At 47.5% G+C, this 23,898-nt stretch carries 25 protein-coding genes; 16 read left to right on the forward strand and 9 right to left on the reverse strand.

Annotated features, from left to right (window positions below; translation table 11 throughout):
* Nucleotides 1-89 precede the first annotated feature (89 nt).
* From BFP76_RS13650 to BFP76_RS13665, 4 genes are read left to right on the forward strand one after another with little or no spacing between them, the layout of a single operon-like run.
* On the forward strand, nt 90-965 hold the full coding sequence (locus BFP76_RS13650) for a formate dehydrogenase accessory sulfurtransferase FdhD (RefSeq protein ID WP_099594499.1): 876 nt from the start codon (nt 90-92) through the stop codon (nt 963-965).
* Nucleotides 965-1,573: a molybdenum cofactor guanylyltransferase MobA gene (mobA, locus tag BFP76_RS13655; RefSeq protein ID WP_099594500.1), complete on the forward strand. Its 609-nt coding sequence runs from the start codon at nt 965-967 to the stop codon at nt 1,571-1,573. The genes BFP76_RS13650 and mobA overlap by 1 nt, the downstream gene beginning before the upstream one ends.
* On the forward strand, nt 1,570-2,067 hold the full coding sequence (gene mobB, locus BFP76_RS13660; protein ID WP_099594501.1) for a molybdopterin-guanine dinucleotide biosynthesis protein B: 498 nt from the start codon (nt 1,570-1,572) through the stop codon (nt 2,065-2,067). The genes mobA and mobB overlap by 4 nt, the downstream gene beginning before the upstream one ends.
* Complete coding sequence (locus BFP76_RS13665; RefSeq protein WP_099594502.1) at nt 2,064-3,326, forward strand: molybdopterin-binding protein; 1,263 nt, start codon at nt 2,064-2,066, stop codon at nt 3,324-3,326. Before mobB ends, BFP76_RS13665 begins: the two co-directional genes overlap by 4 nt.
* Here BFP76_RS13665 and BFP76_RS13670 read toward each other — a convergent pair.
* Nucleotides 3,323-4,285, reverse strand: a complete 963-nt coding sequence (locus tag BFP76_RS13670) for a hypothetical protein (RefSeq protein ID WP_133117442.1) — start codon at nt 4,283-4,285, stop codon at nt 3,323-3,325. The genes BFP76_RS13665 and BFP76_RS13670 overlap by 4 nt on opposite strands.
* A 27-nt stretch (nt 4,286-4,312) precedes the next feature.
* Nucleotides 4,313-4,783: a transcription elongation factor GreA gene (gene greA, locus BFP76_RS13675; protein ID WP_099594504.1), complete on the reverse strand. Its 471-nt coding sequence runs from the start codon at nt 4,781-4,783 to the stop codon at nt 4,313-4,315.
* A gap of 202 nt (nt 4,784-4,985) precedes the next feature.
* On the opposite strand from greA, the gene BFP76_RS13680 reads away from it, so the two are divergent.
* From BFP76_RS13680 to BFP76_RS13690, 3 genes are all read left to right on the forward strand, one after another.
* Nucleotides 4,986-6,641, forward strand: a complete 1,656-nt coding sequence (locus BFP76_RS13680) for an electron transfer flavoprotein-ubiquinone oxidoreductase (protein WP_099594505.1) — start codon at nt 4,986-4,988, stop codon at nt 6,639-6,641.
* 109 nt (nt 6,642-6,750) lie between these two features.
* A complete protein-coding gene (locus tag BFP76_RS13685; protein ID WP_099594506.1) occupies nt 6,751-8,451 on the forward strand; it encodes a tetratricopeptide repeat protein in 1,701 nt (566 codons plus the stop codon).
* On the forward strand, nt 8,441-9,259 hold the full coding sequence (locus BFP76_RS13690) for a 4-(cytidine 5'-diphospho)-2-C-methyl-D-erythritol kinase (RefSeq protein ID WP_240514068.1): 819 nt from the start codon (nt 8,441-8,443) through the stop codon (nt 9,257-9,259). The genes BFP76_RS13685 and BFP76_RS13690 overlap by 11 nt, the downstream gene beginning before the upstream one ends.
* On the opposite strand, the gene BFP76_RS13695 is transcribed toward BFP76_RS13690, so the two are convergent.
* The gene (locus BFP76_RS13695) at nt 9,245-10,204 is read right to left on the reverse strand and encodes a polyprenyl synthetase family protein (RefSeq protein WP_099594508.1); all 960 of its coding nucleotides are present in this window, start codon (nt 10,202-10,204) and stop codon (nt 9,245-9,247) included. The two genes, BFP76_RS13690 and BFP76_RS13695, sit on opposite strands and share 15 nt — an antisense overlap.
* Before the next feature lie 94 nt (nt 10,205-10,298).
* Here BFP76_RS13695 and BFP76_RS13700 point away from each other — a divergent pair, with 94 nt between their 5' ends.
* The 3 genes from BFP76_RS13700 (at nt 10,299) to BFP76_RS13710 (ending at nt 11,555) form a co-directional block, all read left to right on the forward strand.
* The gene (locus BFP76_RS13700) at nt 10,299-10,523 is read left to right on the forward strand and encodes a putative signal transducing protein (RefSeq protein WP_099594509.1); all 225 of its coding nucleotides are present in this window, start codon (nt 10,299-10,301) and stop codon (nt 10,521-10,523) included.
* A complete protein-coding gene (locus BFP76_RS13705; RefSeq protein ID WP_099594510.1) occupies nt 10,523-11,257 on the forward strand; it encodes a tRNA1(Val) (adenine(37)-N6)-methyltransferase in 735 nt (244 codons plus the stop codon). Before BFP76_RS13700 ends, BFP76_RS13705 begins: the two co-directional genes overlap by 1 nt.
* Before the next feature lie 139 nt (nt 11,258-11,396).
* Complete coding sequence (locus BFP76_RS13710; RefSeq protein ID WP_338064520.1) at nt 11,397-11,555, forward strand: YdcH family protein; 159 nt, start codon at nt 11,397-11,399, stop codon at nt 11,553-11,555.
* A 71-nt stretch (nt 11,556-11,626) separates the two neighbouring features.
* Here the strand turns inward: BFP76_RS13710 and BFP76_RS13715 are convergent, their stop codons facing one another.
* Nucleotides 11,627-12,454, reverse strand: a complete 828-nt coding sequence (locus BFP76_RS13715) for an EAL domain-containing protein (RefSeq protein WP_099594512.1) — start codon at nt 12,452-12,454, stop codon at nt 11,627-11,629.
* 135 nt (nt 12,455-12,589) lie between these two features.
* On the opposite strand from BFP76_RS13715, the gene BFP76_RS13720 reads away from it, so the two are divergent.
* Genes BFP76_RS13720 through BFP76_RS13730 form a run of 3 tightly spaced genes read left to right on the forward strand, consistent with a single transcriptional unit; the run spans nt 12,590 to nt 14,167 of the window.
* Nucleotides 12,590-13,162, forward strand: a complete 573-nt coding sequence (locus tag BFP76_RS13720; protein WP_099594513.1) for a DNA-3-methyladenine glycosylase I — start codon at nt 12,590-12,592, stop codon at nt 13,160-13,162.
* Between the two features lie 19 nt (nt 13,163-13,181).
* The gene (locus BFP76_RS13725) at nt 13,182-13,757 is read left to right on the forward strand and encodes a peroxidase-related enzyme (RefSeq protein ID WP_099594514.1); all 576 of its coding nucleotides are present in this window, start codon (nt 13,182-13,184) and stop codon (nt 13,755-13,757) included.
* 20 nt (nt 13,758-13,777) lie between these two features.
* Entirely contained in the window at nt 13,778-14,167 is a 390-nt protein-coding gene (locus BFP76_RS13730; protein WP_099594515.1) for a VOC family protein, read from the forward strand.
* Between the two features lie 5 nt (nt 14,168-14,172).
* Here the strand turns inward: BFP76_RS13730 and BFP76_RS13735 are convergent, their stop codons facing one another.
* From BFP76_RS13735 to BFP76_RS13750, 4 genes are all read right to left on the reverse strand, one after another.
* Nucleotides 14,173-15,090 (reverse strand): sterol desaturase family protein, encoded by a 918-nt coding sequence (locus tag BFP76_RS13735; protein WP_420818674.1) that lies wholly within the window; start codon nt 15,088-15,090, stop codon nt 14,173-14,175.
* Nucleotides 15,078-15,491, reverse strand: coding sequence for a hypothetical protein (locus BFP76_RS13740; protein ID WP_133117443.1), 414 nt, complete (start codon nt 15,489-15,491; stop codon nt 15,078-15,080). The genes BFP76_RS13735 and BFP76_RS13740 overlap by 13 nt, the downstream gene beginning before the upstream one ends.
* 78 nt (nt 15,492-15,569) lie before the next feature.
* Nucleotides 15,570-16,118 carry an rRNA large subunit pseudouridine synthase E gene (locus tag BFP76_RS13745; RefSeq protein ID WP_099594518.1) on the reverse strand — a complete coding sequence of 183 codons (549 nt, stop codon included), beginning with the start codon at nt 16,116-16,118 and terminating at the stop codon, nt 15,570-15,572.
* Nucleotides 16,115-16,687 carry a TlpA family protein disulfide reductase gene (locus BFP76_RS13750; RefSeq protein ID WP_099594519.1) on the reverse strand — a complete coding sequence of 191 codons (573 nt, stop codon included), beginning with the start codon at nt 16,685-16,687 and terminating at the stop codon, nt 16,115-16,117. Before BFP76_RS13750 ends, BFP76_RS13745 begins: the two co-directional genes overlap by 4 nt.
* Before the next feature lie 29 nt (nt 16,688-16,716).
* On the opposite strand from BFP76_RS13750, the gene argH reads away from it, so the two are divergent.
* The 3 genes from argH to BFP76_RS13765 all read left to right on the forward strand — a co-directional run bounded on the left by argH (nt 16,717) and on the right by BFP76_RS13765 (nt 22,231).
* The gene (argH, locus tag BFP76_RS13755; protein WP_099594520.1) at nt 16,717-18,111 is read left to right on the forward strand and encodes an argininosuccinate lyase; all 1,395 of its coding nucleotides are present in this window, start codon (nt 16,717-16,719) and stop codon (nt 18,109-18,111) included.
* A gap of 123 nt (nt 18,112-18,234) precedes the next feature.
* Nucleotides 18,235-19,500 (forward strand): diaminopimelate decarboxylase, encoded by a 1,266-nt coding sequence (lysA, locus tag BFP76_RS13760; protein WP_099594521.1) that lies wholly within the window; start codon nt 18,235-18,237, stop codon nt 19,498-19,500.
* A gap of 28 nt (nt 19,501-19,528) precedes the next feature.
* Entirely contained in the window at nt 19,529-22,231 is a 2,703-nt protein-coding gene (locus tag BFP76_RS13765) for a DUF4175 domain-containing protein (protein WP_165775725.1), read from the forward strand.
* Between the two features lies 1 nt (nt 22,232).
* Here BFP76_RS13765 and BFP76_RS14805 read toward each other — a convergent pair whose 3' ends face one another.
* Nucleotides 22,233-23,792: a zinc-ribbon domain-containing protein gene (locus tag BFP76_RS14805; RefSeq protein ID WP_099594523.1), complete on the reverse strand. Its 1,560-nt coding sequence runs from the start codon at nt 23,790-23,792 to the stop codon at nt 22,233-22,235.
* Nucleotides 23,793-23,898: the final 106 nt, after the last annotated feature.

Below are 23,898 nucleotides of genomic sequence, written 5' to 3' on the forward strand. Positions count from 1 at the left end.
TGTTATGACCTTGGAAAAGAAAGTTTCGCGCAGTACGCTGTTTCTGGATAATCCATCAACTGCGAAGCTGCAATTGTCAAAAAGTGATCATGGGCATGACGAATAGTGATATTCAATATATTATCGCACCAGACCTCAGAAATACGCGTTTGACACGACGTGTATCTGGGCGTGATCAATGTGGTGAATTGCAAGATATCGCGGTTGTCGAAGAACGCCCGCTAACCATTTTTTTGAACGGTACAGAAATTGTCACCGCGATGACAATTGGCGATTACCCCGAATATTTGGCACTTGGTTTTTTGCGAAACCAACGCATGTTGGGTGATGGTGAAATTGTAAAATCTGTTGACTATGACGCCGAATTGGAAACCGTGGTTGTCCGCACGGATGGGCGTGCGAATTACGAAGAAAAGCTACAAAAGAAAACGCGTACATCTGGCTGTGCTGTGGGTACGGTTTTTGGCGATATGATGGAAGGCTTAGATGGGCTTACGCTTCCCACAGCACCACTGTGCACATCGTGGCTTTATACGCTGTCGCGCGAAATCAATGTGACGCCAAGTTTATATTTGAATGCAGGTGCCATTCATGGAACGGTTTTGTGTGAGCAAGACAAACCGCTGGTCTATATGGAGGATGTCGGGCGCCATAACGCAGTGGACAAGGTTGCTGGATGGATGTTGTCCAACAAGGTTAACGGCGATGATAAAATTCTGTATACAACTGGGCGATTAACATCTGAAATGGTGATTAAAACCGCACTGATGGGTATACCCATTCTGGTGTCGCGCTCTGGCTTTACCGCGTGGGGTGTGGAAATCGCCAATCAAGTTGGGTTGACTTTGATCGGGCGATTGCGTGGGCAACGGTTCGTGTGTTTAAGCGGTGATGACCGCGTTGAATATGACGCTGATCTGACCACCGTTCGCGATGAAAAGCCGAAACAAAAAGGGCAAAAATAATGTTGGGTGTGATCCTTGCAGGCGGGCAATCAACCCGTATGGGTGGGGGTGATAAATGTTTGCGCATGCTTGGCGCGCAACCGTTGTTACAGCATGTGATTGACCGGCTTGAACCACAGGTAGATGGAATTGCGCTGAATGCGAATGGTGATGCATCACGGTTCGCAAATTTTAACCTGCCAGTGATTGCAGATAGTATTGCGGATTTTGCGGGGCCATTAGCGGGGGTATTGGCGGGATTGGATTGGGCGGCGTCACAGGGTGCCAAACATATTGTAACGGTTGCCGCAGACACACCATTTTTTCCAAACGATTTGGTTGCGCGATTACAGGATGGATTGGGTGAACACACACTGGCCATGGCAATGGGGTGCGATGAAAACCCACGGTTTGCGCGGCATCCAACGTTTGGAATTTGGCCAGTGGCATTGCGCCAAAATCTGCGTCATGCGCTTGCGAATGATATTCGCAAAGTCGTGCAATGGACATCGCAACACGATTGCGTTGGCGTCGTGTTTGACGATACACATTTTGATCCATTCTTTAACGTCAATACGCCTGATGATATGTCAGCTGCGGAACGTATGTATCAGGAGTATTTTGCGTGAAAATATTCGGTGTGGTTGGTTGGAAAAATTCCGGCAAAACGGGACTGGTGGAACGGTTGGTTACGGAAATTTCTGCGCGGGGATTTTCGGTTTCAACGGTGAAACATGCCCATCATGATTTCGATGTTGATCAGCCCGGACGCGATAGTTTTCGCCACCGCGCAGCAGGTGCAGAACAGGTCATGTTAGCGTCTGCAAATCGATGGGCATTGATGACCGAATTGCGCGATGCGCCCGAACCAAGCCTTGATGATTTGTTGGCCCAAATGTCGCCAGTGGATTTGGTGCTTGTTGAAGGTTTTAAAACCGAAACACACCAAAAACTGGAATGCCATCGCGTCGTAAATGAAAAACAATTGTTGGCGCAAACTGATCCTGCGATATGTTTGATCGCAAGCGATGGCGATCAGGTTTTGTTGAACAAAAAGACGCTACATCTGGATGATACCAACGCAATCGCCGATTTTGTATTAACGCAAGTGGGATTGAAATGACGCAGCTGCCCAAGCTTTCTAACGATTGTTTCGCATTACCCCGTGGTGTGGATTGGACACCTGTGGATGTTGCGCTTGCGATGTTAAAAGACGCGATGAAACCTGTTGTGAGAACAGAACAAGTTGAAGTAATTGCCGCTGGCGGTCGGATACTGGCAAAAGATGTTTTTGCGAAAACTTCGAACCCACCATTCGCAAATTCCGCTGTTGATGGATATGGATTTGCATTTGATAGCTTGCCCAAACAAGAGCAAAAAACTTTACCGCTGATCGATGGTCGCGCAGCAGCGGGACAAGCATATGATGCCACCGTTCCACCAAACAGCGCAATTCGCGTGTTGACAGGTGCGCGGCTGCCTGACGGTGTTGATACCGTCATTTTACAAGAAGACGTGCATATCGAAAACAATCAGGTCCATTTTGAATCTGGGCTGAAACAGGGTGCAAACACACGTCGCGCAGGCGAAGATGTGATTTCTGGTGAATTGCTTTTTCAAGCGGGACATAAAATTCAGCCCCAAGATATCGCAATCATGTCTGCAACTGGTGTGGATGATGTGAATGTGTATCAAAAATTGCGTGTTGGTGTGCTGTCAACGGGCGATGAATTGGTATCAGATGGAAACATTACCCAGAACGCGCAAATTTTCGATGCTAACCGACCAATGTTATTGGATTTGCTTTCGCGTTGGGGATACGTGGCCGTGGATTTGGGGCATGTCGGCGATGATCCCGATCAGATCCGCCAAGCATTTGCAAAAGGTGCGAAAACCGTGGATGCGATTATCACAACGGGCGGGGCATCGGCGGGTGACGAGGATCATGTTTCAAATATACTGACCCAAGAGGCAACGCTTCAAACTTGGCGTGTTGCGATCAAACCAGGGCGCCCGCTTGCGCTTGCGATGTGGCAGGAAACGCCGATTTTCGGGTTCCCAGGAAACCCTGTCGCGGCATTTGTGTGCAGCCTAATTTTTGCCCGACCTGCATTGTCTGAGATGGCTGGGGCAGGGTGGAATGCCCCACGCGGATTTCAATTGCCAGCGGCATTTAGTAAATCGAAAAAGGCGGGTCGACGCGAATTTTTGCGTGCGCGACTGAACGATGACAACCAAGTTGAAATTTTTAAATCCGAAGGCTCTGGCCGTATTTCGGGGCTAAGCTGGGCGACGGGTTTGGTTGAATTGCCCGATCATAAAATGGATGTGGCAAAGGGTGATCTGATCACCTTTTACCCCTATGGCGCATTTGGGATTTAGGCGTTGGTGAATGTGCCGCTCACACGGCCAAGCAACATGAAACACATTGCTGATCGTGTTTCCGACATGGCGATCAATTCACCATCTTCTGCGTTTTTTTCAAACTCTTCGAAAACGGATACAAATTGTTGCATAAACACATGTGCAATTTCACGAAAATTTGGATCATTTTTCAAGCGCCCATTGGCAAGCGCAAGTGCGGATTCATCACGGATACCCCCCAACGCTTCGACGGTTTTACCACGTTTCCCATGCGCAAATTGACGCCACAGATCGGGTTTTGCGCGATCGGGTTTGAAATCATCCATGTAAATGCCGTCTTCGGATAACAAGGTAAGCAAATCTTTTGCGCTACTAATGAGCGGCGCTGTGCGAAAATCTTCTAATGCGCGGCGTAAAACGCGAAACCCTTCTTTGTCTTTGGCATCATCTGGAAAATTTAACGCTTTGATAAATTCAGGGATTGAAATTGGCACGCGCCCGTCTTCGTTTGATATTGGTAGCGGAAGATCACCTTGGTTCAGATCATCCGCAGTTGGAATTTTGCGGGTGTTCAAAGCAGGCGTTTGACGTGGAGGTGCAGGATGGCCCGTATCGCCCAGCGTTTTTGCCGCAAGCGCGGACATGCGTGAATCATTACGCCGAGTTAGATCGGCAATTTGATCCAATTGTTGGCGGATTTCGAAATCTTGGGTCAGGGACGGCGCGGTGTTTTGGCGTAATGCAACATTGCGAATGTCTTGCATTTCATCGCGCAGTGCATTCGTTTCGTCGCGAATATCTTGGGCCGCAATCGCAACAAAAACCGCACTCCAAATGATAACCAAGGGTAAAATAATCCCGACAAACGATATAAAATCCATACCATTTTGCATCGGTGCGAAAATAAAAAAGGCAATAACACCAAGAACCCAAATCGCACTGACACCAGCGCCAATGCGAAAGATTTTATTGTTCACAATTGCGTCCACTGTTGGGTTCCGATGCTAGATGAATTTGACCGCAAGAATTTCGTAATCTTTGACGCCACCAGGTGTTTTCACCTCGACGCTATCACCTTCTTCTTTGCCAATCAGGGCGCGTGCAATGGGTGAATTGATATTCAACAAGCTACGTTCGATATCCGCTTCGTGTTCGCCAACGATTTGATAAGTTTTTTCCGCGTCGGTTTCTTCGTCAACCAATGTTACGGTTGCACCAAATTTGATCGCGCCGGATAATTTGGTCACATCGATGATGTCTGCACGGCTGATAATCGCTTCCAATTCTTTAATACGACCTTCGATATGGCTTTGAAGTTCGCGCGCTGAATGGTATTCGGCATTTTCCGACAAATCGCCATGTTCACGTGCCTCTGCGATGGCGCGAATAACTGATGGACGATCAACCGATTTTAGCTTTTTCAATTCATCATCGGCGGATTTAAAACCTGCTTTGGTCAGAGGAATTTTTTCCATTATCAAATGCCTTTTCTTCTTTTTGTCTTAATCGACACTATGCGTGCGAACACTTGGGCGCAATAGCATGTTAAAATAGTCGTTAGAAAGGTAATAATCGGCCAAAATACGCCGCGTTTTTCTTTCATATCAATTATTTCTCAGTTACGTTCATTTGCAACAATAAAGCGAATGGGTGCGCCCCACAGCCGGAGAGAAAATTATGAGCGAAAATATGCGCGAGTCTATGGAATACGATGTGGTTATTGTGGGCGCTGGCCCTGCTGGCCTGTCTGCTGCGATCCGATTAAAGCAACTTGATGAAAATCTAGATGTTGTTGTGCTGGAGAAAGGCTCCGAAGTTGGGGCGCATATTTTGTCTGGTGCGGTGCTTGATCCAACGGGTATCAACAAATTGATCCCAGATTGGAAAGAAAAAGGTGCACCAATTAATGTGGCGGTGAAAGAAGACAACTTTTTGATGTTGTCCGAAAAGGGCAGCAAAAAGCTCCCTAATTTTGCGATGCCACCTTTGATGAACAATCATGGGAATTACATCGTTTCAATGGCAAATGTGTGCCGCTGGATGGCCGAACAAGCCGAAGCATTGGGTGTAGAAGTATTCCCAGGCATGGCCTGTTCAGAATTGGTTTACGGTGAAAACGGTGAATTGAAGGGTGTTGTTGCAGGCGAATTTGGCAAAAACCCCGATGGTAGCGAAGGCCCAGGATATGAGCCCGGAATGGAATTGCATGGCAAATATGTATTCTTGTCCGAAGGTGTGCGTGGCTCTTTGTCCAAACAAGTGATCGCAAAATATGACCTTGCCAAAGATGCGGATGTTCCAAAATTCGGTCTGGGCATGAAAGAGATTTGGGAAATCAAACCTGAAAACCATAACGAAGGCGAAGTGACCCATACATTGGGTTGGCCGCTTGGCAATGAAGCCGGTGGTGGTTCGTTCCTATATCACATCGATAATAACCAAGTGTACGTGGGTTATATTATTGATTTGAATTACAAAAATCCACATCTGTTTCCATATATGGAATTCCAGCGCTGGAAACATCACCCCGACATCGCCAAGGTGTTAGAGGGCGGTAAACGCGTGGCATATGGCGCACGTGCTGTGACCAAGGGCGGTTTCCAATCAATGCCAAAAGCCTGTTTCCCAGGTGGTGCATTGTTGGGCTGTTCGGTTGGTTTGGTGAACTTGCCACGGATCAAGGGTAATCATAACGCCATGTTGTCTGGCATGGCGGCGGCTGAGGCTGCGCATGACGCGCTCAAGGCTGGTCGTTCAGGTGATGAATTAACAGCGTATGACACTGAATTGCGCGAAGGCGCGGTTGGTAAAGATTTGAAACCTGTGCGTAACGTTGCACCGATGAATGGCAAGTTCGGCCCGAAAATTGGTATGATGCTGGGTGGGTTTGATATGTGGTTTCAAACCATTTTCAAGTTCAGCCTGTTTGGCACAGTGAAACACGGCAAAAATGATGCGGAATCAACAGGTAAAGCCGCAGATTACGCCCCGATTGATTATCCAAAACCAGATGGCAAGCTCAGCTTTGATCGTCTGACAAATGTGAGTTTTTCGGCAACTAACCACGCAGAAGAACAGCCATGCCATTTGCAATTGGGTGATCCAAATATCCCAATTGATGTCAATCTGCCCGAATTTGCAGAACCCGCACAACGTTATTGCCCTGCGGGTGTTTACGAAGTGTTGCGTGATGATGATGGTTCAAACCCGCGTTTTCAGATCAATGCGCAAAACTGTGTGCACTGTAAGACTTGTGACATCAAAGATCCGAGCCAAAATATCACTTGGGTCACACCCCAAGGTGGCGAAGGCCCAAATTATCCAAATATGTGATGCAAATGCGCCGATACTGAATTGTGATGTATCGGCGCATTACTGCGAATTGCCTTTGGTATCTGGTACGGCTAGCATGCAAGCTTGAACGGATATAAGGCAGGTTTCAATGGCGCTCAAAAAGACAATTCACGCAGGCTTACTTGGATGCTTTTTGGCATGTCCAACACAGGTGTTTTCCGATGGGCTGGCGGGCGCATATTTATCTGGCAATCTGGCGAATGCGCAAAATGATTATGTCGCAGCAGCGCGATATTTTTCCCAAGCCCTGATCGATGATCCTGACAACGTTTATTTGATGCAAAACGCATTGCTTGCAATGGTTGCAAAAGGCGATGTTGGCGACGCCGCGATGTTGGCAAAAAAAATCGCAGACAAGGGCGAGAGTTCGCATTTGTCTGATTTGGTATTGCTTGCTGATGCCATAAAACGATCTGATTTTAACGCGGCCGCACGGTTGTTGTCGCGCGAAGATCAAGATTTTACGGAATTATTATCTGGCCTCATGTCCGGTTGGGTTGAACTTGGCCGTGGAAAAATGGCATCCGCAGCGGAAGTGTTCGACGCATTGCAAGAACCCGAAGTTGTGCGATTGTTTGGTCAATACCACAAAGCCTTGGCCTTGGCCGTGGTTGGTGATTTTGGTGGAGCGGATAAAATTTTAGAAGGCGATGATCGGGGAAATCTACGACTCAATCGCGGTAGCTTGATCGCCCATGCACAAATATTAAGCCAGCTTGACCGCAATCCAGAGGCGGTCAAAATGTTAAATGACTCGTTAAATGGCACTGTCGATTTGCAGCTCACGCAATTGCGCGACCAGCTGCAAAATAATGAGCCCGTGGAATATAATTTCATTGCGAGCGCACAAGAAGGCGCAGCAGAAGTGTTTTTTACACTTGCCAGTGCGTTGAATGACGATGACAATGAATATTCCAGTTTGCTTTACACTCGGTTGGCACAATATCTGCGCCCTCAAAATACGGGTGCGATATTGCTTGCTGCGGAAATATTACGTGATCAGGGACAGTTCGATCTGGCCACAGAAATTTATTCCGAGGTCGGTGCCGATGACCCATTGTTTTTGGATGCAGAGCTTGGCCGTGCGGATACATTATTGGACGCAGAAAAACCCGAAGCAGCGATCGAGGTTTTGCGAAATTTAAGCCGTAGCCATAGCGACGTTCCACGTGTTTTCATGTCTCTTGGTGACGCTTTGCGCAGCATTAGCGATTTTGCGCAATCACGCAAAGCCTATGAAAAAGCCGTGGACATGATTCCAAACCCACAGCGAAACCATTGGTTTCTGTTCTATGCCATGGGGATTTGTTCAGAACAGCTAGACGATTGGGACCGCGCCGAAGTTGAGTTTCGCCGTGCGCTTGAACTTTCACCTGGTCAACCGTTGGTGCTCAACTATTTGGGTTATTCATTGGTGGAACAGCGCATAAAATTGGACGAAGCGTTAGAGATGATCAAAGATGCGGTCGCCGCGCGCCCTGATAGCGGTTTCATAACCGACAGTTTGGGATGGGTTCTGTATCGTCTTGAAAAATACGAAGAAGCGGTGGAGCCGATGGAACTTGCCATCGAACTTATCCCTGATGATCCAGTGATCAACGATCATTTGGGTGACGTGTATTGGAAGGTTGATCGCAAACGCGAGGCGGAATTCCAGTGGAAGCGCGCATTGTCATTTGACCCCGAACCAGAAGATGCAATCCGCATTCGCCGCAAGCTCGAAGTTGGGCTAGATGTGGTGCTAGAATCCGAAGATGCGCAAAAGGCGACCACTGGAAATGGAAATTAAAGCGCAGGCAAAGATTAATTTATGTTTGCATGTGGTTGGACAGCGCGATGATGGGTATCACCTTTTGGATAGCATCGTTGTGTTTGCCGATATTGGTGACGATATTTGGTTGAAACCAGACAGCAAATATTCGCTTGAAATTGATGGGCCATATGGTGCCGGGCTATCAAATGGGGCGGATAATTTGGTGTTACGCGCAGCTAAAATTTATGAACATAAATATGCTGGTGCAAAAATTCGTTTAACAAAAAATCTCCCGATTTCGTCTGGCATCGGTGGTGGTTCTGCTGATGCCGCGGCGGTATTGCGTGGTATGAGCAAACTTTCCAGAGAACCATTACCAGTTGATCTTGGGCTATCTTTGGGAGCGGATGTTCCTGTTTGTGTGATGGGTAAGGCATGTCGAATGCGTGGCATCGGGGATGAACTAACGCCGTTGAATCACATACCCAAGATGCATGCGGTTTTGGTAAATCCGAATGTGTCCGTTTCAACGCCTGATATTTTTCGCGCATTGGATTGTAAAACAAACCCTGCAATCAAAGATTTGGCAGAGGGGGATTTTACGGAAATGCTCAACAATACGCGCAATGATTTGCAAAACACCGCAATCCAAATGCAACCCGTCATCGCGGATAGTCTAAATAGCCTTGCACGAACAAATGCAATATTTTCGCGTATGTCGGGTTCTGGTGCCACGTGTTTTGGGTTGTTTAAAACTGCGACAAAGGCAAGCAACGCCGCCGAAATCATTCAAAACGATCACCCCGATTGGTGGGTGAAAGCGTGTGTTTTAAACGGCGCGTGACACAACAAAATCTGCCAATTCAAGCAAGATGTCCTTTAATTCGCTATCTGGAATGTTGGTCAAGGCTGACTTTGCTTGGCTTGCATAAGCAATCGCTTGTTCTTTGGTATCTTCCAAACAGTTGTATTTATCCAATAATGACAGTGCAGTTTCCAGATCACCGTCGGATTGTTTGCCCTTTTCGATCACCCGTTCCCAGAATTGTTTTTCATCGGGTGTGGCATTTGCCACCGCTTTGATAACAGGCAAGGTGAGTTTGCGTTCGCGAAAATCATCACCGATATTTTTTCCCAAACTTGCTGCGACTCCGCTGTAATCCAACAGATCATCAACTATTTGAAAGCTGATGCCCAACGCATCGCCATAATCAAAAAGTGCCTCGATATGGTTTTCAGGCGCGTTGGCAATTACGCCGCCCACCTGTGTGGCGGCGGAAAATAATGCTGCGGTTTTGCCGCGAATAACCTTGAAATAAGTATCTTCGCTGGTTTTAAGATTTTGCGCAGCCGTAAGTTGCAAAACCTCACCCTCGGCAATGGTAGCGGAGGCGTTTGCCAGAATGTCCAATACGCGCAAATTTCCCGTTTCAACCATCAACTGAAATGAACGTGAAAACAGGTAATCACCCACCAACACAGATGATTGATTATCCCACAATAGATTTGCAGTAGGACGGCCGCGGCGTTGTGCGCTTTCGTCGACAACGTCGTCATGCAACAAGGTCGCCGTATGAATGAATTCAACAGTTGCAGCCAGATGAATGTGATACGGTCCGTCATATCCACAGATTTTGGCCGCGGCAAGTGTCAGTAATGGGCGCAATCTTTTACCACCTGCGTCAACCAAATGTTTGGTTACTTCTGGAATGCGCGGCGCGTTTTCGGATGCCATGCGTTTGCCAATCAATTGATTAACAGCATTCATTTCATCGTTTAGCAATGACATTAAGCGGTCTTGTGGTTTGCTCACGGCAGATATTCCCAGGCTAATTGTAATTCGGTTCTCGACATTGCATCGAAACACCCGTTAAGCCAAGGATATGAAAGAATTGCTTCGTACAACAGACCCAACGTTGGTTCCCTTTGTCACAGCCTTGCTTATGGCAGAGGATATAGAGTGCTTTGATCTCGACGTCCATATGAGCATTCTTGAAGGATCAATTGGCGTGATGCCGCGACGCGTCATGGTCGCCGATCGCCATTTGTTTCGTGCACGTGCGATATTGCGAGACAATGACATAGAATATTCGCAGGGCGACATCTGATGAAAACCACATCTGACAAGTTTTTGGATGGTCGTGTCATTGCCCAACAACCTGCCCACGGGTATCGCGCGGCCACTGATCCTGTTTTGCTCGCCGCAAGTATTGATATTTCTTTGGGACGCAAGGTGTTGGATGTGGGATGTGGTGTTGGGGTCGCCAGCCTGTGTTTGGCAGCGCGCGCACCCGATGCGACAATTTCCGGTCTTGAAATTCAACAAGAATACGCAGCACTTGCGTCACAAAATGCCATTGATAACCAAGTGAATATGTCAATTTATCAAGGCGACCTGAACGCACCGCCAAGCGCGTTGAAAGACCAAGTATTTGATCAGGTTATGACCAACCCACCGTTCCATCGAAACAAATCATTGTCACAAAATTCGGGCAAGGCGCTGGCAGATCATGAAACCTTGGATTTGTCTGATTGGATCACGCTGTCTTTGCGCCGCGTTCGTCCACAAGGTTATTTTACGATGATCCATATGGCGGAGGCTTTACCAAATATATTGCAGGCTCTTGTTAATTGTGGGGGCATTCATATTTTACCCATCGCACCAAGACGTGGACATGTGGCGAACCGTGTTTTGGTACGGGCACGTAAGTTGAGTAAAACGCCCGCTACGATATTGCCACCATTTATTATGCATCGTGGGAATACACATGTAGAAGATGGCGATAGCTTTACCAAAAACGCAAAAAAAATATTGCGCGATGCTGCTCCTCTGAAAATTTAACATTTTGTTTAGATCAAGATGTGCAAAATCATGCGCATGCAGATCAATACACGATCAGTAAAATTGTTTTACGTGACAGGAATCATTTTCTGTGGTGAACTTGATTTGTGACAATTTAAAAATGGAGGTGCCTATGACTATGAGTTCACACATTTCAGAGCTCAAAAAGAAGCATGAAAAGCTTTCTCAGAAAATCGAACTTATCCAACAAAAACCGAGCACGGATGTGTTGGAGGTAAGTAGCCTCAAAAAACAAAAACTTCAACTAAAAGAAGAAATTAGGCGTTTGACGGCCTAGCATTCAAAAGGGCGTTCAAAAATTGAACGCCCGTAATTTTTGGCATCATATGCTGGTGTGACGGTTTGAAACTAGCCTGTTGCCGAATATAGCGATGATGTCCATTCAGGTACAATCTGTGGCTTGCCAAGATGATAGCCTTGCAAACAATCGACGCCAATCTTTTGTAAAAATTCCATTTCTTCGGCGGTTTCTACGTGTTCCGCCACCGTAAACATATTGAATTGTTGCGCAATTGCGATGAGCGCGGTGGTTAAGACCTGATTGTCGGCGTCTTGATGGATGTTTTTAACAAATTGCCCATCGATTTTTACGATATCAAATTGAAACTCTTTGAAAAAACGAAATGCAGTGTAGCCAGCGCCAAAATCGTCCAAGGCAAAGGATACGCCGCGCCGATGAAGATCGGCCATAAATACACAGACAATATCGGGCATAAGCATGGCCGAGGATTCAGTTATTTCTAAAATAAGCCGTTCTGCAATCGTAGGATCCTGAGCAAATCCTTGGTTGATGATTTCATTCCAGCGCGGATAACCGATACTGCGCGCAGACATATTTATGGCAAGTCGTAGGCTCGGTTCAGATGCCAATGCGGCCAAACCAAGTTCCAATGCCTGACAATCCAAGATACGCCCAAGTTCGGATGTTTCCACAGCAGGCATAAAATCCTTGGCTGGGATAACCTCTTGGGTTTCGTCGATAACGCGAATGAGCCCTTCGTAATACGCGGCCTTTTCTGGATGCTTTGCATGCAAGATCGGTTGATACGCGAGCAGAACGTTTTTGTTTTGCAACGCACGGCGAACCGTTTCAACAACGGGTTCTTCGCGTTTGTTCACCACATATTCAAATGGGTTCTCGGGACGTTTTGGTATTTTATACGTTTGTAGAACCATTCCCCAACCTTTCTGACAGAATTGATGCTAACATTTGCCATAAGTCCTAATTCAAAGTTAACAGTTCATATTTTGTTCTAATTTGGCTAAAGTTGGAATTAACTGGGTAAGAAACTGTATTATAAGGGAAAAATCATGAATGAGCGCTGTGAATGGTGTGGAACCGATCCAATTTATGTAAAATACCATGATGAAGAATGGGGGGTTCCTGAATATGACGGCCGCGCTTTATGGGAAAAGCTGGTTTTGGACGGTTTTCAAGCAGGATTAAGTTGGATAACGATTCTTAAAAAACGCGATGCTTTCAGAGACGGCTTCAACGGATTTGATCCGAACCAAGTTGCAGAATTTGGCGAAAACGACATTCAACGCTTGTTGAAAAATGAAGGCATAGTTCGACATCGCGGTAAAATTGAGGCGGCAATCAAAGGTGCGCGTGCTTGGCAATCAATCGAGTCCGATATCGGGTTTAGCAGCTACTTGTGGAATTTTGTGGATGGTCGCCCCATTCAGAATCAATTTCATTTGCGCGAACAAGTGCCAACACAAACACCGTTGTCGGTGATGATTTCAAAAGACCTTAAAAAACGAGGTTTTAATTTTTGCGGCCCAACAATTGTTTATGCATTTATGGAGGCATGCGGTTTGGTCAACGATCATCAAACAACTTGCCCACGTCACGCAGACGTGCAGAAATTGGCGCGATAACGATCAACAAGGAAAACCAATGTCCAAAAAACCTATAAGCAGGTTCCCCATTCCAGAAATTCAAGACATGCCTGATGATATCAAGCAACGAGTTTTGGCCGTCCAAGAAAAGGTTGGGTTTGTCCCGAATGTATTTTTGGCTCTCGCTCATCGACCCGATGAATTTCGCGCCTTTTTTGCGTATCACGATGCGCTAATGGAAAAAGACAGCGGTCTGTCACAGGCAGAGCGGGAAATGATCATTGTGGCCACATCCAATGTGAACGGGTGTTTGTATTGTGTGGTTGCACATGGTGCCGTTTTACGCATCCGCGCAAAAAACGCATTGATCGCTGATCAAGTTGCAGTGAACTATCGCAAGGCGGATATTACGCCGCGTGAACACGCCATGTTGGATTTCGCCATGAAAGTTTGTAGCAAGAGCGATGAGGTTAGTGACGCAGATTACAAAATGCTCGGCGAACACGGCTTTAGCGAAGAAGACGTTTGGGACATCGCGGCAATTACAGCATTTTTTGGCCTGTCCAATCGGATGGTGAATACTATAGCCATGCGCCCCAATGATGAATTTTTTGGCATGGCACGTGAATTTTAAAGCAACAAACGGAGGATAGTATGGCGGATAATCACGGGCAAATCTGGTGGACAGAATTAAACACGTGGGATCCAGACAAAGCCAAGGATTATTATGGCGCTGTTATGGGCTGGACGTTTGAAGAAACTCCAACCGCTGGAACCGACAATGCGCGCCCTTATTATATTGCGAAAAAAGGTGATCAACCCGTGGCGGGGATATTTAACTTGGTGAGCCCAGATTTTAATGGTGTGCCCGATCACTGGTTCACATATTTTTCTGTGACTGATTTGGATGCCACGCTGACGAACACGGTTGAAAAAGGTGGTAAGGTTCACCGCCAACCGTTTGAAATTCCAAATGTTGGGCGAATGGCGGTGGTTGCGGATTCAAATGGTGGCGTTGCCGCCTATATCCAAACCGCGGATTAACACGGCTATAGCCCTGGTTTACCCTTTGCCTCTGGGTGGCGTTCAACGAATTTGCGTTTGATAATGCGTGATGTATCGCGTGATCCGTCATGGCTCCAGCCAGGTGGTGCAAAAGCATACCGAAAGCGGTCAAACAGGGAAATGTTTGGTTGTGTTATATCCTTGAAAATACCAATCCATTCATGAAACGCCGCGCGGATCGGATTGAATGTTCCAAGATTTACAACCAAGCCGTAATCCACTTTTTCTTCTTCGGGGACGAATGTGCCAAACATTTTATCCCAGATGATCAAAACCCCTGCGTAGTTTGCATCAAGATATTGCGCATTGCGACCATGATGCACGCGGTGATGTGATGGTGTGTTCATCACCGCTTCGAACCAACGGGGCATTTTTGTGATGGCTTCGGTATGTATCCAAAACTGATATATCAGGTTTATTCCACCAACGAATAAAACCATAGCAGGATGAAACCCCAGCAATAACAACGGCACAGATACGATCATTAGTCCGGTGAATTCACCTGTCCAAGTTTGGCGAAGCGCGGTCGTCAAATTATAGTGTTGCGATGAATGATGCACCACATGGCTGGCCCATGCCCATCGGATTGTATGGCCAAAGCGATGCACCCAGTAATAGCGAAGATCATCCAGCAAAAAGCAAATCACAATAATTGGGATGGATGTGCCCAAATCGAAAAAACGAAATTGCCAAACCCAGTTGTAAAAACCCCACGCAACAAACCCAAGTAGAATGCCCGTTACGACATTTCCCGCCCCCAATAAAACCGATGTCATCGCATCACGTGTTTCGTATCGCCCACCTCGGCGTTTAATTGTGATCCATGCCAGTTCAAGCAATATCGCAATGATGAAAAACGGCACGGCCAATTGAACCGTATCGGGAAATGTTAGATTATCCATGATGGTTCCTTTTTGGCGAAAATTGTGATCCAGTGGGATCTGGACGTTTCAGAGTTTAAATCAATTTTAATCCGTGGCGCCGTAAAATCGGCAAGTTTGATTGAAATGCCCGAAGGATGGATTGATGTTTGCACAGGCAGATTGATCAATCTGCTTGTGGTATCGAATCCCATCACCCAAATTATTCCGATACCTGCGTTGGATTTTACAATGGCCTGATGGCCGGTGTCTGAAATTTCCACGCGCTCGACCAATGTTTCTGGATGTTCGCGCAGCCATCTTTCAATCACCTGATCCGCATTGGTAAAGACCAACCGTTTGCTATTGCCCAACAGGTGAAGCACAATTCCAATGCTGATGATGCCGATTACAACCATCGGCCCCAAGATATGAAGCGGCACACATTCCTCCCTCGCAGCCAAAAACAGGATGGCGCAGGTGATGTGGTTGAGTCAATTGATCACGATCATGTCGTGGCGTCACGCGCCATCGATCCAAGTTCCATTATTGATACCATCAATCGTCCAATTGCCGATTTGATAGCGGATCAATCGCAATGTTGGCAAACCAACCGCCGCTGTCATGCGGCGCACCTGGCGATTGCGCCCTTCGGTGATTGTAATCTCTAACCAACAATCAGGTACGGTTTTACGAAATCGCACGGGTGGGTTACGCGGCCACACAGTGGGTGGATCCATTCGCGAAACCTTGGCTGGTTTGGTCATGCCATCCTTTAGTTTGACACCATTTTGCAAGGACGTAATGGCATCATCACTGGCGATGCCTTCAACCTGTACCCAATAAGTTTTGGGCATTTTGTTTTTCGGATCAGCAATGCGATGCTGTAATTTTCCATTGTCGGTGAGGATCAACAAACCTTCACTGTCTTTGTCCAGCCGACCCGCGGCATAGACATTTGGAACATCGATAAATTCCGAAAGCGTTTTGTGGTTGCTGCCAAGCGTACCCGCATCGGTGAATTGTGATAAAACGCCAAAGGGTTTGTTGAACAAAATCGTGCGGGTCATTTTTGTGAAATCTTGCGCAACAATGTGATCATTTCAGGTGAATCCCAAACGGCTTCGCCATTTGCGCGTGCGATTTCGTTGCCGTTGGGGTTGATGATCACGGTTACGGGCAATCCACGCACCCCCATTGCGCTGGCAAATGTCATCTTTGGGTCGCGGTATTTGGGCAAATTTGTCAGGTTTTCGCGTTCAAAAAATTTTTCAATCATCGGAAGCGGATTTCGACCGGCGGCAACTGTGATGACTTTAAATTCATCACTGCCCAATGTGGCTTGTAATTTATCAAGCGATGGCATTTCCGCGACACAAGGTGCACACCATGTTGCCCAGAAATTCAAAACGATGGTTTTCCCAATGAATTCGCCAAGGTGAATTGGTGACTCGTCTGCATCTAAAAACGCGATATCGGTGACAGGTTTTGGTTCATCGTGAAGCTGAAAATTCACCGCATCTGTCGGAATCAATGCACGAATTTCAGACAGATTGTCATTTTGCCCAAAGCTGGGATTTGCACCAGCCAGCATTGCAGTATAAAGCAAGCCAGCAACTATTGATTTACCAAGGGTCATTTTCGGCCTTTCTTCAGCGAGCAATACCTATGTCGGATAAAAAAACATCAAATGCAATGTGGGGCGGGCGGTTTGCCGCGGGGCCAGACGCAATCATGGAAGCAATCAACGCATCGATTAGTTTTGATAAACGAATGGCGGCCCAAGATATTGCTGGATCGCGCGCCCATGCTGCGATGTTGGCTCAACAAGGTATCATCACTGATAAAGATGCCGAAACAATTCGGGAAGGGCTGCTCACTGTTTTGTCAGAAATCGAGAGCGGTACGTTTGAATATTCAACGGCACTCGAAGACATTCACATGAATGTGGAAGCGCGGTTGAAGGAAATTATTGGTGAACCAGCGGGGCGGCTGCACACGGGACGTTCGCGCAACGATCAGGTGGCGACGGATTTCAAACTTTGGACGCGTGATCAGTTTGATGCAGCGATCAGTGGGCTTACGGCATTGATGGGCGCATTGCTTGAACAAGCGGAACAAGGTGCGGATTTATGTATGCCCGGGTTTACGCACTTACAGGTCGCACAACCCGTAACATGGGGCCATCATATGATGGCTTATGTTGAAATGTTTGCACGTGATCGTTCACGTTTCATCGATGCGCGTACCCGCATGAACGAAAGCCCACTTGGCGCGGCAGCACTTGCAGGAACAGGTTTCCCGATTGATCGCGATTTGACGGCGGCGGCACTTGGGTTTGATCGCCCTTCGGCGAATAGTTTGGATGCAGTTTCAGACCGAGATTTTGCATTAGAATTTTTGAGCTCAGCCTCTATTTGCGCCACACACCTGAGCCGTTTTGCCGAAGAGTTGGTGATCTGGTCGTCGGCGCAATTCAAATTTGTAACCCTGTCTGATCGGTTCAGCACGGGTTCATCCATCATGCCACAAAAGAAAAACCCAGATGCGGCGGAATTGATCCGTGCCAAAGTGGGGCGCATCAATGGTTCGTTGATCGGATTGTTGACGGTGATGAAAGGTTTGCCGCTGGCCTATTCCAAAGACATGCAAGAAGACAAAGAGCAGGTTTTTGATGCCGCCGATAGCTTGATGCTGGCACTTGCTGCAATGACGGGCATGGTGGGTGATATGAAACCAAACGCGCCACAGCTTGAAACCGCCGCCGCAACTGGGTTTTCCACTGCTACGGACTTGGCTGATTGGTTGGTGCGTGAATTGGGGATGCCATTTCGCGATGCCCACCATGTTACCGGCGCATTGGTGGCGATGGCCGAAACCAACGGTGTGGATTTGCCAGAATTGACATTGGAACAAATGCAGACTGCCTGTGCTGATATCAATGAAAATGTGTTTGATGTTTTAACAGTGCAAAAATCAGTTGCTTCGCGGATCAGTTACGGCGGCACTGCACCTGAGAATGTGCGCGCACAAGTGAAACGCTGGAAGGCAGAATTGGCATGAAAACAATGTTGATTTTGATAATTGCGACATCCGCATTAACCGCATGTGGGATCAAAAATGATCCACTTCCCGTTGAAGCATACGAAATTTAGGCCACCCAACCCAAAGATCAAAGGATAAATCATGGATCATTTTCTTTACCGTGATGGCGTTTTGCACGCCGAAGATGTTGCGATTACGGATATCGCAGCCAAGGTTGGTACGCCATTTTATGTTTATTCAACCGCGACCCTAACACGCCATTTTCAGGTATTTGATGATGCGCTTAAGGGGATGGATCATCTGATCTGTTACGCGATGAAGGCCAATTCAAACATTGCAGTGTTGAAAACGCTTGGCGATTTGGGTGCGGGCATGGATGTGGTGTCGGGTGGTGAATACATGCGCGCCAAGGCCGCGGGTGTGCCCGGTGATCGTATCGTATTTTCGGGCGTTGGCAAAACCGCCGACGAAATGAAATTGGCGCTGACGGGTGGCATTCGCCAATTCAATGTTGAATCCGAACCAGAATTGGATTGTTTAAACGAGGTTGCGGTTTCACTTGGTTTGGTTGCACCGATCACGGTTCGAGTAAACCCAGATGTTGATGCCAAAACCCATGCGAAAATCGCAACGGGTAAGTCGGAAAACAAATTTGGTATTCCCATTCGCCAAGCACGCGATGTTTATGCCAAGGCCGCCAAAATGGATGGTATCGAAATTGTTGGAATTGACGTTCATATTGGAAGCCAACTCACCGATTTGGAACCATTTCGCCAAGCATATTTAAAGGTGCGCGATTTAACTGAAACGCTTCGCGCCGATGGGCATAATATCCGCCGTCTGGATTTGGGTGGGGGGCTGGGTATCCCGTATGAACGCTCGAACAGCGTGCCACCGCTACCAGTGGATTATGGACATGTTATTCGTGAAACTGTTGGCGATTTGGGTTGCGAAATTGAAATTGAACCTGGTCGTTTGCTGGCAGGTAACGCGGGATTATTGGTGAGCTCGGTGATCTATAACAAAAATGGCGAAGGGCGTGATTTTTTAATTATTGATGCGGCGATGAATGATTTGATTCGCCCCGCAATGTACGAAGCATATCACGACATTATTCCAGTGATTGAACCCAATGCCGCGACCGAAACCAATCCAATTGATATTGTTGGTCCGGTTTGTGAAACAGGTGATACATTTGCAAAACAACGCGAAATGCCAAGCGTGCGTGATGGCGAAATGGTCGCATTTCGATCCGCTGGCGCGTATGGCGCGGTTATGTCATCGGAATATAACACCCGTCCAATGATTCCAGAGGTTTTGGTAAAAGCCGATCAATTTGCAGTTATTCGGGCACGACCAAGCTTTGAAGAAATGATAAAACGCGATACAGTACCCGAATGGGTGTAGCATTCTGCGCCCCATTCGGAGGCGCAAATTGGACACTGAAAACCAAACAGCCCAAGAAATAGCGACGCATGCGATCAAAAAACTGCGTCGCAAAATCGCGATTTCGCGCGGGGTGCTGGCCTGCGAGCGTTTCGTAACTTCGTTTTGGCCTGTTGCGATATTGTTTTTATTTGCCTTTACGTTGATGTATTTGGGCGTGTTTTCGGTATTGCCTGTGAATGCGTTTTTGGCACTGAGTGTAATTTTTGCGATCATTTTGGTGGTTTTGATCAAAAGCCCTCTGCGCAAGTTTTCATGGCCAAGTGAACAGGCGGCCATCAATCGATTGGATATTGGCCTACATGGTCGCCCGATTGCAGGATTGCATGATCGTATTGCACTTGGTTCCGGTGACCCTGCGGCGGAATATCTCTGGGCGCTTAATTTAAAGCGGCTAGCGGATAAGGCGAAAAGCGTAAATATAACACTCCCTGAAATTCGGTTATCAGGGCAGGACAGATGGGCCACGCGGTTGATCGTGCTTTTGTTATTTGCGGTTTCGATATTGTTCGTGCGCGGCGATGCTGGGCGTAGTTTGTTAAATGGTATTGCGCCCGCGGCGCAAAGCGTTGCGTCCGGCCCAAGTTTTGAAGCATGGGCCGAACCGCCCTCATATACAGGGTTGCCAACAATCTATTTGAATGATGTCAGCCAAGATACGACATTAAAATTACCACAAGACAGCCAAATAACGCTTCGTATTTATGGATATGATGGGCGTGCATCATTGCGCGAAACCATCAGTGCGGGCGCGGATGCATCCTTGCCAGAGGAACCACAAGATGTGCTTGAACACACATTGATCGTTCAATCGTCGGGCACATTTGAAGTATCGACAAAGCTTTTTGATGATCGTGTATGGCAGATTGAAATGATCCCAGACCGTGCGCCAAAAATTGCTTTTGGCGAAGGTATTTCGCGCAGCATTCAAGGTGAAATGGAGGTTCCATTTGTTGCCAGCGACGATTACGGCGTCACTGGCGGTACACTTACAGCGATTGTGAATTTGGATGCGATTGAACGCAAATATGGATTGGCACGCGAACCAGAGTCTCAGGCGCCACTGGAAATTGAAATTCCAATGCCCTTTGCGGCGGATCTAACGAATGTCGATGATATTTTGGTTGATAACCAAGCCAAACATCCATGGGCAAGTTTGCCCTCGATTTTGCAACTTCGCGCAACAGATGCGATTGGAAATGTTGGTGAATCAGAATTGCTTGAAACCAATCTGCCGGGCAAACGCTTTTTTGATACTTTGGCGGCTGGGATTGTGGATGTGCGTCGCGAATTGTTATGGAATCGCGAAAACGCCGATCGTGCCGTTTATGTGATCAAAGCAATTACGCATCGCCCGGATGGGCTTTTCCCAGATGAAAAAGCATATCTTATGGTGCGCACCGCGCTTCGTCGCATGGAATATAACACCGATGAAGCGTTAAGCGATGATGCATTGGTAGAAGTGACAGATTTATTGTGGAACGCAGCACTATTAATCGAAGATGGTGATCTGGATGACGCCAAAGAGCGCTTGCGCCGCGCCCAAGAGCGTTTGCAAGAAGCGATGGAAAATGGTGCCACCAAGGAAGAAATCGAAGAGCTCATGCAAGAATTGCGCGATGCCACGGAAAACTATTTAGCTCAGTTAGAGCGGCGCCAAGGGGATGAACAGCAACAATCCAGCAATCAGGGCGAAACGATTTCACAAGATCAAATCCAACAGATGATGGATGAAATCCAAGAGTTGATGGAACAAGGGCGCATGGAAGAAGCGCAAGCATTAATGGAACAGTTGCAAAAACTGTTAGAAGAAATGCGCTATGTAGAAATGCAGCCGGGTTCTGGGGGTGAAAATTCCGAAGATTTGCAGCAAACATTGCGAGATCAACAAGAATTGGCGGATGACACATTCCAAGAATTACAAGAAGAGTTTGATCGTCAACGGCAACAACAAAATGGACAAGAAGGCCAGCAGGGACAACAACAGCAAGGCAATCAGCAGGGCCAGCAACAAGGCCCGCAACAAGGTAACCAGCAAGGCCAGCAGCAGGGGCAACAGCAAGGTAACCAACAAGGCCAACAAGGCGGGCAACAGCAGGGTCAGCAAGGCCAACAGCAAGGTCAGCAACAAGGCCAAAATGGTGGTTCACAAAACGAACAACGCGGCGGCCAAGGCGGTAGCGGTCTTGCCGAGCGCCAAGAAGCATTGCGTCGCATGTTGCGTGGGCAACGTGGTGGTGTTCCAAATGATGGATCAGAGGCTGGACAAGCCGCGCGTGATGCCTTGGAGCAAGCCGAGCGAAATATGGATGCGGCGCGTGAAAATCTTGAAAATGGAAATGTAGCAGGGGCGCTGGATAATCAATCCGATGCGATGGATTCGCTGCGCGAAGGAATGCGCCAAATGAACGAGCAATCGCGCCAAGCTCAGCAAGGCCAACAACAAGGCAACGAAGGTCAATCAGAGGGGCAAGGCCAAGGATTAAATCCAAATGGTCGTGCGACCGCGCTGGATCCATTGGGCCGTTCGCAAGGTGGGATGTTTAATGATACACTTACCCCAAACGGGCTTGGCGAAGAAAACGCCAAGCGCCAAAATGAAGTATTGGAAGAAATCAAACGTCGGTCAAACGAACGCACACGCCCTGAATTGGAATTGGACTATCTCAAACGATTGCTTGATCGTTTTTAGATTAGCGCCCTGTAATGGCTTTCCAGGTGTTATTGGCAAAATTGCTCAGACTTGGTTCACCACCTTCGGTATAAAGGTTTTGAACATGCATCCGACCCGAGTCCACAAAGGCGGTATAGCTATTCACCGTGTCTTCGGCGGCGGGAATTGCTTTGCTCACGCTTGGGGCCATAATATAAAGTAGGGTCGCCAAAACCACTGCGATACAGGCTGCATAAAATCCATTCCAAAATGCGCCACCTGTGTCGTGAGTTTTGTTTTCACCGTCCAAGTCGATTTTTTCGTTGGCCGCTTCTGTTTCAATTTTTACGGCTTCGGCTTGATCCGCACCAAGACGAATTTTGCCTTCAATTTCATCAACATCACGGAACGCAGTTTTGCCTTTCTTTGGGGCGATATCTGCTTCTGGTTCGATGTCTAGATCAGTGTCAGGTGCTGTTGGTTCAGCGGGCGCTGGTTCAACGGAATCGTCCTGTGACATGATTTGGTCAGCCATTGCATCAGCATCGATTTGAGCATCTTGCGCAGCTTGATACGCACTTTCGGCTGGTGTGCGTTCGATTGTTTTTTCAGCACTTTTCAAACGTTCAATAAAACTTGCGACATCAACAGTTTTCTTGGCACCAGCAGCAACCGCCGCCGTGGAAACAAAGCTTGGGATATCACTTGCAGATTCTTCTTCAGAAGGCGCAGTTTCATCAAGGTTCGTTGCTGTATCGGTATCGTCGATGTCAGATGATGAATCAAACGACTCGGCAGCGGCGTCACCACCAATTGTTGGATCGTCCGGTGTTTCAGTATTTGAAATACGATCAAACATGCGCGAAATCGCATCATCTTCTTGATCTGTTTCATCAATTGATGGCGATGCATCGTCCGTTTTATCAAGATTGGATTCGATTGCAGAGGTATCATCCACAAATTCGCTTGGCGCTTGCTCGTCTGGGCGATCTGTTTCGCTGTCGGGATCTTCGGGTTGGTTTTGCGCAACATCTTGCGCTTGAGGTTCGTCTAATTCAGGGAGCTCGAACGAAATATCAGACGACTTTGGTGCCTCTTTACCTGTCTGATCCGCTGCATATGCCGCTTCGTTGCGCAATACTTCCAAAACGGAGCTGCTTGCACTTGGTGTTTCTGGTTCCGCTTGCGGTGCGGGTGTCTCTGGAATTTGTGGTTCTACCGGCGCTTCGGCCTGTGATTGCACAGGTTCTTGTCGGTGTGCGCCAAAGACAGAGCGAAATTCGGGCAATGGATCGTCGGAAGCAACCGGTTCATCAACTTTGGGTTGTTCTGTTGCGATGTTATCATTGCGAATGAGGCTTTGAAAATGTTGCGTTTCTGGCGGCAACGGTTGATGTCGCGGCGCTACTTCTGGTTCGGGCTCTGGGATGTAATCCGGCGCCAAGTTCGTTTCCACCTTGGAAACAGGATCAAGGAACAAAATCGGTTCTTGAAACCAGATATGCGAACAATTCGCGCATTGCACATCACGACCGTTTTCAGGAATCGCACCCTCGGCCACTTCGTATTGTGCTGTGCAGTTTGGACAAATCAGACGCATTACATCCCCCAGTATAGTCTATATCGCCCAAAGAATCAGGCATTTATTAATTTTGTAGACGTGGTATTCCGTTTTTCCAAGTAAATGATGGGTTATCAGGGTTTTA

Origin of the sequence: Paramylibacter kogurei, assembly GCF_002742285.1 — a bacterium.
Lineage (GTDB): Bacteria > Pseudomonadota > Alphaproteobacteria > Rhodobacterales > Rhodobacteraceae > Amylibacter > Amylibacter kogurei.

Excerpts from the sequence above, each read along its gene's own strand:
- BFP76_RS13650 (WP_099594499.1), top strand. The coding sequence starts at position 90 with ATGGGCATGACGAATAGTGATATTCAATATATTATCGCACCAGACCTC.
- mobA (WP_099594500.1), top strand. The coding sequence starts at position 965 with ATGTTGGGTGTGATCCTTGCAGGCGGGCAATCAACCCGTATGGGTGGG.
- BFP76_RS13665 (WP_099594502.1), top strand. The coding sequence starts at position 2,064 with ATGACGCAGCTGCCCAAGCTTTCTAACGATTGTTTCGCATTACCCCGT.
- greA (WP_099594504.1), bottom strand. The coding sequence starts at position 4,783 with ATGGAAAAAATTCCTCTGACCAAAGCAGGTTTTAAATCCGCCGATGAT.
- BFP76_RS13680 (WP_099594505.1), top strand. The coding sequence starts at position 4,986 with ATGAGCGAAAATATGCGCGAGTCTATGGAATACGATGTGGTTATTGTG.
- BFP76_RS13685 (WP_099594506.1), top strand. The coding sequence starts at position 6,751 with ATGGCGCTCAAAAAGACAATTCACGCAGGCTTACTTGGATGCTTTTTG.
- BFP76_RS13690 (WP_240514068.1), top strand. The coding sequence starts at position 8,441 with ATGGAAATTAAAGCGCAGGCAAAGATTAATTTATGTTTGCATGTGGTT.
- BFP76_RS13695 (WP_099594508.1), bottom strand. The coding sequence starts at position 10,204 with ATGTCATTGCTAAACGATGAAATGAATGCTGTTAATCAATTGATTGGC.
- BFP76_RS13700 (WP_099594509.1), top strand. The coding sequence starts at position 10,299 with ATGAAAGAATTGCTTCGTACAACAGACCCAACGTTGGTTCCCTTTGTC.
- BFP76_RS13705 (WP_099594510.1), top strand. The coding sequence starts at position 10,523 with ATGAAAACCACATCTGACAAGTTTTTGGATGGTCGTGTCATTGCCCAA.
- BFP76_RS13710 (WP_338064520.1), top strand. The coding sequence starts at position 11,397 with ATGAGTTCACACATTTCAGAGCTCAAAAAGAAGCATGAAAAGCTTTCT.
- BFP76_RS13715 (WP_099594512.1), bottom strand. The coding sequence starts at position 12,454 with ATGGTTCTACAAACGTATAAAATACCAAAACGTCCCGAGAACCCATTT.
- BFP76_RS13720 (WP_099594513.1), top strand. The coding sequence starts at position 12,590 with ATGAATGAGCGCTGTGAATGGTGTGGAACCGATCCAATTTATGTAAAA.
- BFP76_RS13725 (WP_099594514.1), top strand. The coding sequence starts at position 13,182 with ATGTCCAAAAAACCTATAAGCAGGTTCCCCATTCCAGAAATTCAAGAC.
- BFP76_RS13730 (WP_099594515.1), top strand. The coding sequence starts at position 13,778 with ATGGCGGATAATCACGGGCAAATCTGGTGGACAGAATTAAACACGTGG.
- BFP76_RS13735 (WP_420818674.1), bottom strand. The coding sequence starts at position 15,090 with ATGGATAATCTAACATTTCCCGATACGGTTCAATTGGCCGTGCCGTTT.
- BFP76_RS13745 (WP_099594518.1), bottom strand. The coding sequence starts at position 16,118 with ATGACCCGCACGATTTTGTTCAACAAACCCTTTGGCGTTTTATCACAA.
- BFP76_RS13750 (WP_099594519.1), bottom strand. The coding sequence starts at position 16,687 with ATGACCCTTGGTAAATCAATAGTTGCTGGCTTGCTTTATACTGCAATG.
- argH (WP_099594520.1), top strand. The coding sequence starts at position 16,717 with ATGTCGGATAAAAAAACATCAAATGCAATGTGGGGCGGGCGGTTTGCC.
- lysA (WP_099594521.1), top strand. The coding sequence starts at position 18,235 with ATGGATCATTTTCTTTACCGTGATGGCGTTTTGCACGCCGAAGATGTT.
- BFP76_RS14805 (WP_099594523.1), bottom strand. The coding sequence starts at position 23,792 with ATGCGTCTGATTTGTCCAAACTGCACAGCACAATACGAAGTGGCCGAG.